15 protein-coding genes are annotated in these 12,370 nt (G+C 59.8%); 12 read left to right on the top strand and 3 right to left on the bottom strand.

The window, feature by feature from the left end:
* Positions 1–18 precede the first annotated feature (18 nt).
* The gene (locus GJT30_18175) at positions 19–753 is read right to left on the bottom strand and encodes a hypothetical protein (GenBank protein ID MSM41546.1); all 735 of its coding nucleotides are present in this window, start codon (positions 751–753) and stop codon (positions 19–21) included.
* Positions 754–904: 151 nt separating this feature from the next.
* Between GJT30_18175 and trxB the strand changes: the two genes are divergently transcribed.
* From trxB to GJT30_18130, 9 genes are all read left to right on the top strand, one after another.
* Complete coding sequence (gene trxB / locus GJT30_18170) at positions 905–1,852, top strand: thioredoxin-disulfide reductase (GenBank protein ID MSM41545.1); 948 nt, start codon at positions 905–907, stop codon at positions 1,850–1,852.
* Positions 1,853–1,885: 33 nt separating this feature from the next.
* Positions 1,886–2,071, top strand: coding sequence for a hypothetical protein (locus tag GJT30_18165; GenBank protein MSM41544.1), 186 nt, complete (start codon positions 1,886–1,888; stop codon positions 2,069–2,071).
* 49 nt (positions 2,072–2,120) lie between these two features.
* Positions 2,121–3,650 carry a YifB family Mg chelatase-like AAA ATPase gene (locus GJT30_18160; GenBank protein MSM41543.1) on the top strand — a complete coding sequence of 510 codons (1,530 nt, stop codon included), beginning with the start codon at positions 2,121–2,123 and terminating at the stop codon, positions 3,648–3,650.
* A 70-nt stretch (positions 3,651–3,720) separates the two neighbouring features.
* Entirely contained in the window at positions 3,721–4,956 is a 1,236-nt protein-coding gene (locus GJT30_18155; GenBank protein MSM41542.1) for a histidine kinase, read from the top strand.
* 20 nt (positions 4,957–4,976) lie between these two features.
* A complete protein-coding gene (locus GJT30_18150; protein ID MSM41541.1) occupies positions 4,977–6,317 on the top strand; it encodes a response regulator in 1,341 nt (446 codons plus the stop codon).
* Positions 6,318–6,501: 184 nt separating this feature from the next.
* A complete protein-coding gene (locus GJT30_18145; protein MSM41540.1) occupies positions 6,502–6,843 on the top strand; it encodes a hypothetical protein in 342 nt (113 codons plus the stop codon).
* 12 nt (positions 6,844–6,855) lie between these two features.
* The gene (locus tag GJT30_18140; GenBank protein MSM41539.1) at positions 6,856–7,359 is read left to right on the top strand and encodes a hypothetical protein; all 504 of its coding nucleotides are present in this window, start codon (positions 6,856–6,858) and stop codon (positions 7,357–7,359) included.
* A 39-nt stretch (positions 7,360–7,398) separates the two neighbouring features.
* The gene (locus GJT30_18135) at positions 7,399–7,890 is read left to right on the top strand and encodes a hypothetical protein (protein ID MSM41538.1); all 492 of its coding nucleotides are present in this window, start codon (positions 7,399–7,401) and stop codon (positions 7,888–7,890) included.
* Positions 7,887–8,852 (top strand): hypothetical protein, encoded by a 966-nt coding sequence (locus tag GJT30_18130; protein ID MSM41537.1) that lies wholly within the window; start codon positions 7,887–7,889, stop codon positions 8,850–8,852. The genes GJT30_18135 and GJT30_18130 overlap by 4 nt, the downstream gene beginning before the upstream one ends.
* A gap of 45 nt (positions 8,853–8,897) precedes the next feature.
* Here GJT30_18130 and GJT30_18125 read toward each other — a convergent pair whose 3' ends face one another.
* Both GJT30_18125 and GJT30_18120 read right to left on the bottom strand, forming a co-directional pair.
* Positions 8,898–9,227, bottom strand: coding sequence for a DUF134 domain-containing protein (locus tag GJT30_18125; GenBank protein MSM41536.1), 330 nt, complete (start codon positions 9,225–9,227; stop codon positions 8,898–8,900).
* Between the two features lie 15 nt (positions 9,228–9,242).
* On the bottom strand, positions 9,243–9,647 hold the full coding sequence (locus GJT30_18120; protein MSM41535.1) for a diguanylate cyclase: 405 nt from the start codon (positions 9,645–9,647) through the stop codon (positions 9,243–9,245).
* 332 nt (positions 9,648–9,979) lie between these two features.
* Here GJT30_18120 and GJT30_18115 point away from each other — a divergent pair, with 332 nt between their 5' ends.
* The 3 genes from GJT30_18115 to GJT30_18105 form a co-directional block, all read left to right on the top strand.
* Positions 9,980–10,609, top strand: a complete 630-nt coding sequence (locus GJT30_18115) for a hypothetical protein (protein ID MSM41534.1) — start codon at positions 9,980–9,982, stop codon at positions 10,607–10,609.
* A complete protein-coding gene (locus tag GJT30_18110; protein MSM41533.1) occupies positions 10,603–11,679 on the top strand; it encodes a diguanylate cyclase in 1,077 nt (358 codons plus the stop codon). The genes GJT30_18115 and GJT30_18110 overlap by 7 nt, the downstream gene beginning before the upstream one ends.
* A 588-nt stretch (positions 11,680–12,267) precedes the next feature.
* The coding region (locus GJT30_18105; protein MSM41532.1) for a DUF485 domain-containing protein at positions 12,268–12,370 on the top strand (103 nt) is incomplete at its 3' end.

Below are 12,370 nucleotides of genomic sequence, written 5' to 3'. Positions count from 1 at the left end.
CGTGCGTGAATGCGCCTCCTAGAACCCTATGGCCACTTTCAGGGTGTAAATAGGCCGCAGGGCGTATTCCACCTCGCCGAGAAGCCTGACCATCGGCAGCGGCTTCACTTCCAGGCCTGCAAAAAGACGGGGCTGCCAGATCCTTTCATTCTCCAGCGTCGGCGCGAGTGTCTTCAGGTTGCCGCTCACACGGCTGTCGATCCAGACCATCCCTCCACCCAGGTAGGGTGTGACGATGAGCAGACTTTTGCCGATGGCAGCGTCGATCCCGACGGTCTGGATGTCCAGGTCGTCGACCCCATCCAGCTTGGTATAGCTGGCACGAAGCGAAAGCGCCGGTGAAACCGTCCCCTCTTCAAGCAGCTCCTTGCTGATCTCGGCACCGTAGAGCCTGATGTTGGTGTTGGAGACATCGGCATACATGGCCCCCACGTCGATCCCGAAGGGAAGCCCCTTGCGCAGGCGCAGGGTCGGCAGGGTGATGTAATCGGGAGCGGAATGCCCCTTGAATGCGTTGCTCCAGTAGGAGCTGCCGACGTCGATAAGGCTCACCCCCACCCCGGCATCGAAACCGGTTATCCCGAGCGATTCCGGTGGAGCCGCATAGCGATAGGCCAACCCCATGCCCGCCTCTTTGCTCAAGCTGCGAAAGGTGCTTTGGGCAATTGGTGAAATAAAACCTATGTCCGCAGCTTCGGCAACGCCCGTCATCAATGCGATTGCAGCGATCATGATCAGGGAAAACCGCTTCATAAGGCCTCCTCAAGAGTAAATGTCGTCATAGAAGAAGTGTATCAGAGCCCTGGCAGGCGGTCAATGGCGCTCTCGTCTCGTCCGCTTGCATTTTCGCGGATTCACTGGTATGTAGTTTGAACAGAATGAGAATCCTTTCAGGAGGTTTGCCATGTCGTCACACCACCGGCTCCTGATCCTCGGCTCAGGCCCTGCTGGATACACTGCAGCCATATATGCAGCCCGCGCCAACCTGCAACCGGCGCTACTCACAGGTCTCCAGCAGGGTGGACAGCTGATGACCACCACCGAGGTCGACAACTGGCCCGGCGATCCCAATGGCGTGCTGGGCCCGGAATTGATGGAGCGGATGCGCCTGCATGCCGAACGGTTCAACACCACCTTTCTCCTCGACCAGATCAACAAGGCCGACCTTTCACAGCGCCCCTTCGTCCTTACGGGCGATGCCGGCGAATATACCTGCGACGCCCTGATTATCGCCACAGGCGCCTCGGCCAGATACCTGGGGCTTCCGTCCGAGGACCGGTTCAAGGGGAAAGGGGTCTCGGCCTGCGCCACCTGCGACGGCTTCTTTTACCGGGGAAAACCGGTCGCCGTGATCGGCGGCGGCAACACTGCTGTGGAGGAGGCGCTCTACCTCGCCAACATTGCCAGCCACGTCACGGTCATCCATCGCCGCGACAAGTTCCGCGCGGAAAAGATCCTTGCCGACCGCCTCATCGAGAAGACCAAAGGGGGCAATGTCACCATCGAGTGGCATCACGTCCTGGACGAGGTTCTGGGAGACGAGAGTGGGGTCACCGGCATCCGGATCCGCCATACCAGCGGCTCGACCAAGGATATCCCGGTGCATGGCTGCTTCATCGCCATCGGGCATTCACCCAACACCCAGCTCTTTGAAGGGCAGCTTGAGATGGAAAACGGCTACATCCGCACCCTGTGCGGCAACGAGGGGAATGTCACGGCAACGAGCGTCCCCGGAGTCTTTGCCGCGGGAGACGTCCAGGACGAGATCTACAAACAGGCGATCACCTCGGCCGGCACCGGCTGCATGGCCGCACTGGATGCCGATCGCTACCTGGACACACTCAAACGCTGATCATCGGCACAAACATCACGCAAGGAGGCAAACATGACGCATCTGGAAACCCACTGGGTCAACGAAACGCTGGATCTCAAAATTGCCGAAGTGCGCACCATCGCCACGCAGCTCAGCTCCGACGACCTCCAGCAGCTGGACAGCACCATCGCATCGCTCCTTTCTGCCACGCAACAGCTCAAGGAGATCGTCGATTCCTACCCCCACAAGAAGGGGTGAGGTTGAAAACGCCACTTACAGCAGACCGACAGCACCGGGGGACTTGGCCATGCTTGCAAAAGTCCTGAGCAGCGCGGTCCTGGGGATCGATGCCATCCTGGTGGACGTGGAGGTGGATATCGCCCAGGGGCTCCCCCAGTTTGCCACCGTCGGACTGCCGGACGGGGCGGTCAAGGAGAGCAAGGACCGGGTCAAATCGGCGCTGAAGAATGCCGGCTATGAATACCCGAGCCGGCGGATCACCGTCAACCTGGCTCCGGCAGACCTCCGCAAGGAAGGGACCGCCTTTGACCTGCCGATCTCCGTCGGAATCCTGGCTGCCACCGGCACCGTGAAACCCGACCGGCTCAAGGAGTATCTCCTTTTGGGAGAACTCTCCCTGGACGGCCGGGTGAAGCCGGTGCGCGGGTCGCTCTCCGTGGCGGTGGCCGCGCGCGAGGCAGGGCTTGCCGGCATCATCCTCCCCATTGACAATGCCGGAGAGGCAGCGGTGGTGGAAGGGGTCGAGGTGATCGGCGTCGGTGAACTGGCCGAGGTGGTGGAGTTTTTGAACCGCACCAGGGAGATCCCCCCCAGCCGGGTGGACGTGGCAGGGCTCTTCGGCATGCCCGAAGGCTATGGCGAGGACTTTGCCGAGGTCAAGGGGCAGGAGCACGCCAAGCGGGCCATCGAGGTGGCAGCCGCAGGTGGGCACAACATCATCATGATCGGACCGCCCGGCTCCGGCAAGACCATGCTCGCCCGCCGCATCCCGAGTATCCTCCCTCCCATGTCCTTTGAGGAGGCCATCGAGACCACCAAGGTCTACAGCGTCATGGGTCTTCTGGAACGGGAGACGGCGCTGATAGCCCAACGCCCGTTCCGTTCGCCCCACCACACGATTTCGGATATCGGCCTGATCGGCGGCGGCAATTCCCCCAGGCCGGGTGAGGTGAGCCTGTCACACAACGGGGTGCTGTTCCTGGACGAACTCCCCGAGTTCAAGAAGCATGTCCTGGAGGTCCTGCGCCAGCCGCTGGAGGATGGCCGGGTCACCATCTCTCGGGCACTCACCTCCATCACCTACCCGTCCCGCTTCATGCTGGTGGCGGCGCTGAACCCCTGCCCCTGCGGATATCTGGGCGATCCGCAGCACCCCTGCTCCTGCACCCCGATCATGATCCAGCGCTACCGCTCCCGCATCTCCGGGCCGCTCCTGGACCGGATCGACCTGCATATCGAGGTACCGGCGGTCAAGTACCGGGAATTGGCCGACCGGAGCGAAGGCGAGGGCTCGACCGCCATCGGACGCCGGGTGGAACAGTGCCGTTCGCTCCAGCAGGAGCGATTCCGCAACACCAGAGTCCACTGTAACGCCCAGATGCCGCCGCGGTTCATCAAGAAGCACTGCGAACCCGACGCAGCCGGCCATCGCCTGCTGGAGCTGGTCACCGACCGACTGGGACTCTCTGCCCGCAGCTACACCAGGATCCTCAAGGTGGCCCGGACCATCGCCGATCTCGAAGGGTCCGAACAGATCCGCGAGCAGCACCTCTCCGAGGCGATCCAGTACCGGACACTGGATCGCAGGACGAGCTGAGGAGACGGAACGACCAGATGACCTCACGTGTACTGCCATGACGCAACCGATCAATGACTGGCTGCAGATCATCCGCAACAAAATGCTCATGATCTGGTTGATAGCCGCAGGAGTGCTCCTCTCGCTGCTGCTGTCGGCTTTCGCTGTCCACAATTACCGGACGGCCACTCCCGTTGCGGCTGAAAGCCTGCGTGGGCTCGGTCTTTCCCTGACCTCCGCCATCGAATCGCTGGCCAGCCGCGACCCCTCGCTCGCCATCCTGCGCCGCCTGCACAGCAGAGACGTCGCCTATTTCACCATCCTCGACCGGGACGGCACCCGGCTCTTCCATACCAACCCCGACCTGGTCGGCAGCGTGGTGGAAGACCAGCGCTTTCTGCCGGTCTTCGTCGACGATGGCTTCATGGAAAGCCGCGTATTCCTCGGCACCGGCGAGGAGGTCTACGAACTCACCACCCCCCTGCATCTGGGAGGAAAGGTCCTGGCACTCCGTCTCGCCCTCCATGCCTACCGGGCCGATGCCATGGTCCGTCGGGCAAAGATGGGGATCGTCGTGGTAATAAGCCTGCTGGTCACCGGCTGGGTGATGGGCATCTTTCTCTATCGGGCGGCACGGCGAGCGAGCCTGCACCGCCAGGAGATGGCCAACCGGGAACGCCTGGCACAACTGGGCACCATGGGAGCAATACTGGCCCACGAGGTGCGCAATCCGCTTTCGGGAATCAAGGGATACGCGCAGCTGTTGGGTGAACAGCTTGAGGGGGACGAAGAAAAGACCTTCACCAACCTGATCGTCACCGAGGCCCAACGTCTGGAAGGGCTGGTGAACGACCTTTTGGCCTATGCGCGACAGGAGCCGCTGATCCTTGAGCCTGTTGCGTTGTCCGAGCTGCTGTCCCACTGCGTCGGGCTGCTGGAGAGGACCGCTGCCCTCCAGGGTGTCTCCATCGAGTACGGCAACAGCAGCGATCTGACGGTCAACGGGGACCGTGACCGGCTGGAGCAGATCTTGCTCAACCTTCTGCAGAACGCACTGCAGGCCATGCCCGAAGGGGGCCGCCTTTCGGTGCATGCCCGCCGTCGCGGCAGGCATGCGGAAATAGCCGTAACCGACACCGGTCACGGCATCTCTCCGGATGAACTGAAACGGATCTTCGAACCGTTTTTCACTACCCGGGCGCGCGGCAGCGGCCTGGGCCTCGCCATCTGCCGCAAATTTGCCGAAGAGATGGGGGGAACCATCTACGTGGAGAGCACACAAGGTGAGGGGAGCACCTTCAGGGTGGTACTACCGTCAGCTTCGTGACGGATGGGAAAGGAACCAAGATGGGCGCACGCATTCTGATCGTGGAGGATGACACCACCTTTCGTGGTCTTCTCCGGACGATTCTGGCCGGGGAAGGACATGACCCCCGCGAGACAACGTCTGCCGAAGAGGCACTGTCCGTGCTGAAACGGGAGAACTTCGACCTGGTGATCTCCGATCTCAAGATGACCGGGATGAGCGGACTCGACCTGTTTCGTACCATCCGCACGGATGCGACGCCCCCCCCGTTCATCCTGATCACCGCCTTTGGCACCATCGAGGAGGCAGTGACGTCGGTCAAGGAGGGGGTGTTCGACTTCCTCACCAAGCCGCTCAAGGACCCCGACACGCTGCGGGCGGTGGTGAGGAAGGCTCTGGAAGCAACCCGTCGCGAGCGCGATTATCTGGCGCTGAAAGAAACCGAGGCAGCCGGGCTGCCGCCGGAGGAGTTGATTTTTGCGGGTGTGGCAATGGGGGAAGTCCGCCGCCTGGTGGGAGAAGTAGCCCCAACCCAGGCCACCGTGCTGATCCAGGGGGAAAGCGGCACCGGCAAAGAGCTGGTGGCCCGTTCCATCCACCTGCTGAGCCCCCGTCGCGAACACAGTTTCGTGGCGGTCAACTGCGCCGCCATTCCGGAAAATCTTCTGGAAAGCGAGCTGTTCGGCCACGAGCGGGGTGCCTTTACCGGTGCGGTACAGGCCCGACGGGGGAAGTTCGAGCTGGCCAACGGCGGCACGCTCTTCCTCGACGAGATCGGAGAGCTCCCCTTTACCCTCCAGGCCAAGCTGCTGCGCGTCATCCAGGAGAGAGCGTTCGAGCGGGTTGGGGGGAGCAAGGAGATCCGCACTGATGTGCGGATCATCGTCGCGACGAACCGCAACCTCGCAGAAGAGGTCCAGCTTCGGCAGTTCCGGGAAGACCTCTTTTACCGGCTCAATGTGTTTCCCTTGACGCTCCCCCCCCTGCGGGAGAGAACCGATGTCCTGCCGGCCCTGGTCGATTATTTCATCCGCCGCTTTGCCCGGCTCACCGGCAAGCAGGTAACCGGCATCGCGCGGGATACGGCTGCCGTTCTCAAGAGCTACCCCTGGCCGGGAAACATCCGTGAGTTGCAGAATATCATGGAACGTGCCGTCATCCTCGGCCGCGGCATACTGCAACCCGCCGACCTGCCGGAGTCGCTGCAGCAGCAGCGGCAGAAACAGGTGCCGGGGAACGTCCTCGACGAGATCGAACGCGAAACCATCCTTGCCGCCCTGCAGAGTTGCGGGAACAACCGCCGCCTTGCTGCGGAGCAACTCGGCATCTCCAAGCGGACCCTGCAGTACCGGTTAAAAAGCTACGGGCTGATCGGCGAATAATGTTACAATGGTGCAAAGACGGTTCTTGCAGGTGCAATTCCTGCATCATTATTGGCGTCAAGAGGCCTGCACCGGGCCGATAGAGAGCAACGATTCAGTATAGTTAGCAGCACCTCCCTGATTGGTACGATTTGTGAGAAGCTGTAGAATAGAGGCACCACACTTACGACCCATGGAGGACATCATGAAAACAGCGAGATTGGCAGTATTCACCCTGGCAGCGGCATGTGCCCTGGCGTTCAGCTGCGAGGCCTTTGCAAGCGGAGGAGTCGGCGGCAGCGGACAGCAGATCAAGACCCAGGTGAAGTCACAGGTAAAGACGAAGACCCAGACGAAAACGAAGACCCAGGCAAAGATCAAGACCCAGACCAAGCAGCAGCTGAAGGACGGCAGCAGCACCGACCTTACCACCACCAGCACTGATACGGACAAAGGCGCAGCGCGCCGCCTCGGCCCCGGCGACGGTACCGGCAATGTAGTACCGCCCCTGGACGGGACAGGCTACGGCTCACCAGCCACGCATTAACGAGGAGATACCATGGAAAAAGGCCGCTCATTCATCCTGCTCGCCCTGATCATTCTTGCACTGCTCTCCCCGCAACCGGCAACGGCAGGATGGTTCGGCATGGAAAGCGAGTGGGAGAAGAGCGGCCTCGACCTCACCGCGGGGTATGACCAGAATACTGTCACCTCCATTACCGGGCATCTCACCCGAGTCGACATCGAAGGCACTACAGGACCGGCACTGGCAGTTCTCCAGCAAGATGGCGAATATGTTCATCTGGTGCTCGGACCGAAGAATTATTGGCGCAGCAAGGGTATTCCCCTCAAACTCGGTGACGAGATCGTCGCCAGAGGCTCCATCGCCCTGGGACGCGATGGCAAGACCTACCTCATTGTCCAGCAGTTAAGCAATTCCACCACCGGAGGCGAGTCGCGCCTCCGCGCCGATTCCGGTAAGCCCGCATGGGGAGGTGGCGCCTCCGAACGTCAACGTCCCATGCAGATGCGGCAATTGCGAAACGGCAGGGTTGGCAGATAGCGGCTGGAAACCGGTCTTGGAAATGAAAGGACAGACGCCATGCGGGCACTCAAAATCGTAATAACGGGAATGATCATGGCCGTATTCATGTCGGCCGGCACTGGCTGGAGCGCCGACCAGACCCAGCTGACCACCATGAGCCAGGAACGGCTCCAGCTCCGGCAGCAGATCCAGGACAAGACCAAGCGCCAGGAACTGCTCAGGGACCGGGAGCGGATCAGGGAAATGCTCCGGAACAGCGAACTCCGTGCCGAGTGTTTCCAGCATCGGCTCTTCATGCGGCAGATGATGCAAAACCGCGAGCTGCGTCAGACACTGCTACAGAACCACGAGATGATGCAGGAAATGATGCAGAATCAGCAGATGCGCCGTGAGATGGCCCGCAATCGCGAAATGGCTCAGGAAATGCAGCAGAACCAGGAATTGAAGCACGAGATGTTGAAACACCAGGAGTTCCGTCGCGTCATGGGAAGCCCGGCAGGTGCCGGCACGGCTACTGATGGCCAGCGGATGATGCGGCAGGGCAAATGATGAGGTGGGTAGAGCGTTTACAATTTCGCAGAGGCAGGGAATGTCTGTCCGGAGGGACCATGATTGCATCTCCATGGAAAAGGGTAACCCTGGTTGCGCTGTTCTGCTGCCTGGCCTTTGAGACAGCAGGAGTACCTGCCCAAGCCGGGACGTTACCGGATGGCGCTGGCGCTCCCTTTTCCGTCGGCACCGGCTTCGATTATGCCAGCGGCACCTACGGCACCGACACCCGGACGGATTTCCTCGCCGTACCCTTGATCGTCGACTATTACCCCACTGACCGGATCGACCTCGAACTGACGATTCCCTATGTGTATCAAAGCAACAGTGCCACGGTTTATGGCACCGTCATGCCCTACCGGCGGTCCGGAGTTGCCGGTGCATCCACGGTCGCGGGTGTCCAGAATGGCCGCTTCCTTTCCGGCCCGGGGAGTCAGTCATCGGGTTCCGGCACCATCGATCCCGACTCTTCGCAAGGGGGGCTCGGCGATATTACCCTCACCGCAGGCTATGTGATGGTGGAAGACGCAGGTCTGCTGCCGCGGTTACGCAGCACCCTGTACCTCAAGTTCCCGACTGCTGACAGGGACAAGGGGCTCGGCACCGGCGAATTCGACGCAGGCCCCGGTCTGGCACTCAGCAAATGGCTGGGTGACTGGCAGCCTTTCCTGGAAGGGGTCTATGTCTTCCAGGGAGAGTCAGACCTTTATGCAACCAAAGACTACCTGAACTACAACGGTGGCATCGGTTACCAGATCAGCGACAGTTTTTACGGGGCGGTTCTTGCCAAAGGGGCAACGGCACCGGCCGACGGCTCGCCGGCACCGTTCGAGGGAAGGGTGAAGTTTGCCTGGCAGTTCATGACCACCACCTCGCTGGAAGGCTATTTCTCCAAAGGCTTCAGCGATGGCAGCCCCGAGGTCGGAGGCGGTCTGGCGGTATTCTATACCTTTGGACAGTAACGAAGACCGGCCGGGTTTTCCCTGCAAACACAACAGCTCTGACCCTCAGGATGTGGCAGTATCGGGTATAGACCGATCGACTGCCACTTCCCGTTGGGTCAGCGCCAATGCCTTCTGATGCACAAGGGCATCGGCAACCTTTCGCCGTGCCTCGCTCAGCAACCGCTGCACCGTACCCCGTGACACCCCCATGCAGGCTCCTGCGTCTGCCTGCGTCATCCCCTCACCATCGCACAGATGGAGACTTTCCAGTTCGTCGTGGTAGAGTACCACCATTTCCAGTTCCCCTAAAGGGGTCCCGGCCGGCTTGAATACCGCTGCAAAGGCTGCCCGGTGGGGACAACTGCACTGTCGTGGTTTTCTGGGACGCGCCATCGGTTACCCTTCGCTTCAGTGGCAGCAACCGCCGCCATGCCCCTGACCTGCGCCATGTCCGGAGGCATGGCCGCCACAGACGCTTGCGGGCGAGAATTCCTGCAGTGCTGCGGTCTTCAGATCTGCCAGGGTATCTCGCACAAGTTGCCCCTTTGCCTGAAACACCCGGTATCCTGCCCGATTGAGCGACATGAGAGCGCCCCTGCCGATCCCCCCGACGACGATGCCGTCCACCCCCAATCCCTGCACGGCACGCGCAGGATTGCAGGCACCGTGTGCATGCCCCTTGTCGCAGTTTTCCTGCACGGAAAACTGCTCCGACTCGGAATCAACGACCAGATACAGCGGCGCTGAACCGAAGTGGTCGAAAACGGCACTATCGAGCCCCTGATTTTTCATGATCGGAAAACAGAGCTTCATCGGTATTACCTCCCCTGGATTTATTATTTGCATATGCACAATACTTGCGCTGGCGCCACCATGTCAAGCATTTTGTTCATATGCACATAAATCCACCCACCCCATGAACGGATCAAACACGCAGAGGTCTGAATCTGTGCGGGTGCCATTGCCAGCCCCCCTCAAGAGCCTGCAGCGGGAAAGCCAAGCGCAATTGCTTCATTTTGCGCAATTCTGCCATCCATCGTGCTGACGAATAACGGAAAAAATGCTTAACCGTCACCAACACGGGGCCGATATATCAAGAAGTACATCGGGCGGGAAACAGGCCCGCATAAACGGCAGAGCTCACCATGAAACCGATTTTCACCAAAAGCGACTATCAGATCCTGGTTGACGTGGAAAGCCGTAAGGCCTGCATCGTCAAAGGGTCGAACAGTGTCTATGTGGCGCTGGAAGAGCTCACTCCCCTCTCTGCCCTGGCCGCCAAGCACCTGCGCATGATGGGCTGCGATCCGAAGCGGTACCTGAACATCGGCCACAGCAACCATGTCATCATCAAGGAGGCTGCCACTGCCTGGCAGTCTGCCCTGAACCAGGCCAAACAAAAAATCGAACAGAGCAACTCATCCATGATCCACAGCTTGTGGCAGAACCTGCCAGGCCTCATGGAACTGCGCGACGCTGAAGATACCTATGCCGCCTGCCAGAAATCGGCAAGCCTCATGCTCGAATACCAGCAACGCGGTCTGCCGCCGACTCGACTCATGGAACTGCGCCAGAAATACCCACGTGCTGCAGCCTATATCCTCGCCGAAGCGTACGCTTTCTCCGGCAGTGAGACCATTGCCGAACTCGGTCGCCGCGCCATGCATCTCCTCATTTCCGGCGCCTCCGTCGAAGAGACGCTGGCCATCCTCCCCAATGTGCCGCCCGATGGAGCAACAACAGAACAGTACCAGCAGAGCGCCCTCCGATGGTAGAAAAGCAGCGACAGCTCGAAACCCATATTCAGGATCTCACCGACCTCATCGGCGTTGCCCGCACTGTCGTTTCCACCCTGGAAATCGACCAGGTTCTCCAGACAGTGCTGGAGAATGCCCGCAGCTTCACGGGAATGCCGGCCGGCATGCTGGCGGTCTACAACGAAAGCAGCGACCGGATGATCCTTCATGTTCACACCGGTTTGTCGAGCGACGTGGTCCGCCAGGAATGCTGGCCACTGCAGGGAAAGGGGGACCGGCTCACCCAGGAAGCGATGTCCGATTTCAGCATCCGTTACCGCAGTGACATAACCTGCACCAGCGAAGCGGTCGACGACATCCTCCGCCGGGAAGGGATCCGGGCCGTTGTCTGCGTCCCGCTGGCAGCCCATAACAAACCGGTCGGGATTCTGTACCTCTACGACACTAAGGAGCGCCAGTTCAAGGATCGGCAGCTTGACCTTCTTGCACTCCTCGCCTCCTTTGCCGCCATGGCCATCGACAATGCGAGCCTCCACAGCCGGACTAAGCTGATGGCCCTCACCGACGCCCTGACCGGGCTGTACAACAACCGCTACTTCATGCAGGTCTTTCCCCATGAACTGATCCGTGCCCGTCGCTACATGAAGCCACTCTCCCTCGTCATGATCGATGTGGACAACTTCAAAAAACTCAACGACACCTACGGGCACCCCAAGGGCGACCAGGTTCTGGCAGCGGTAGGCAATATCCTGGCCGGTTCCCTGCGCGCCGCCGACTTCTCGTTTCGCTACGGCGGCGAAGAATTTACCGTCGTTCTCCCGGAAACCCGACTGGAAGGGGCCTTCATGGTGGCTGAGAACCTGCGCGAAAAGATCAGTAAGGGAGTAACACCGCTCCTCGGCAGAAGCGCTGTACAGACGGTCAGCGTAAGCCTCGGTGTTGCCAGCTACCCTAGCGACGGCACCACCACCGACCAGATTCTTGCCCATGCCGACCATTGCCTCTACCAGGCCAAACGGCAAGGCAAAGACCGCGTCCACTGGGAAAGCCCCCTGTCCGCCGCAGGATGCCTATCCCCATCCGCCTGACATCATCCCCCCTTCGATACCACCGAGCACCGGGCTGCGCAGACCTCACTGATTCTCTCCTGAATCACCATTGATGCATACATCAAATTCCTCATGAGACGACCCGTGCCATTCTAGAACGATTTTTTTCTGCACCCCTCACTTTCGACCCGAAATAAAACTTGCAATAAATCAAATCGCGTTATATATTTTTACATAAGTAATTATCAATATCAGTACAATTTGCGATAACACTTTGGTTTGCTTCATTTTATTTCTAAAATAGCTGAACATAACAGTTATCGAACCGTTGACCACCTGCAGCATACACTTGTTTTATTTGCAGCATTTTTGACCGTTACCGGTTTTCGCCCACTTCATACTCGCCCTCCATTCCATGGAACTCCCGAGTTGACCTGCGCCTGAGTCGTTAACAAAAAAGCAGGTGCTCTACGCCTCGGAGTTCCATCAGCAATCGATGCCATTCCTGGTGGTTCCGACAGATTTTACTACGACAGAAAGGAGGGAAAAACCGACATTCAATTCATACCGGGATGTGGGACGCCGCGCCCCGGCTCTTGTTACCTAGCGACGAAAGGAGTAACTATCATGGCAGAAAGGCAGTATGACTGGGGGGCAATCGCCCGAAACCCGAAGTTTGTCGAACTGCACCGCAAGAAGACGGTGTTCCTGTTCGGCTGGTGGATCTTCT

Origin of the sequence: Geobacter sp. (genome assembly GCA_009684525.1) — a bacterium.
GTDB lineage: Bacteria > Desulfobacterota > Desulfuromonadia > Geobacterales > DSM-12255 > Geoanaerobacter.
This window is presented reverse-complemented; position numbering and strand designations above follow the sequence as displayed.

Coding starts and splice junctions, on each gene's coding strand:
- GJT30_18175 (MSM41546.1), bottom strand. CDS start 753: ATGAAGCGGTTTTCCCTGATCATGATCGCTGCAATCGCATTGATGACG.
- GJT30_18115 (MSM41534.1), top strand. CDS start 9,980: ATGAAACCGATTTTCACCAAAAGCGACTATCAGATCCTGGTTGACGTG.
- GJT30_18110 (MSM41533.1), top strand. CDS start 10,603: ATGGTAGAAAAGCAGCGACAGCTCGAAACCCATATTCAGGATCTCACC.
- GJT30_18145 (MSM41540.1), top strand. CDS start 6,502: ATGAAAACAGCGAGATTGGCAGTATTCACCCTGGCAGCGGCATGTGCC.
- GJT30_18150 (MSM41541.1), top strand. CDS start 4,977: ATGGGCGCACGCATTCTGATCGTGGAGGATGACACCACCTTTCGTGGT.
- GJT30_18125 (MSM41536.1), bottom strand. CDS start 9,227: ATGGCGCGTCCCAGAAAACCACGACAGTGCAGTTGTCCCCACCGGGCA.
- GJT30_18120 (MSM41535.1), bottom strand. CDS start 9,647: ATGAAGCTCTGTTTTCCGATCATGAAAAATCAGGGGCTCGATAGTGCC.
- GJT30_18130 (MSM41537.1), top strand. CDS start 7,887: ATGATGAGGTGGGTAGAGCGTTTACAATTTCGCAGAGGCAGGGAATGT.
- GJT30_18140 (MSM41539.1), top strand. CDS start 6,856: ATGGAAAAAGGCCGCTCATTCATCCTGCTCGCCCTGATCATTCTTGCA.
- GJT30_18165 (MSM41544.1), top strand. CDS start 1,886: ATGACGCATCTGGAAACCCACTGGGTCAACGAAACGCTGGATCTCAAA.
- GJT30_18160 (MSM41543.1), top strand. CDS start 2,121: ATGCTTGCAAAAGTCCTGAGCAGCGCGGTCCTGGGGATCGATGCCATC.
- trxB (MSM41545.1), top strand. CDS start 905: ATGTCGTCACACCACCGGCTCCTGATCCTCGGCTCAGGCCCTGCTGGA.
- GJT30_18135 (MSM41538.1), top strand. CDS start 7,399: ATGCGGGCACTCAAAATCGTAATAACGGGAATGATCATGGCCGTATTC.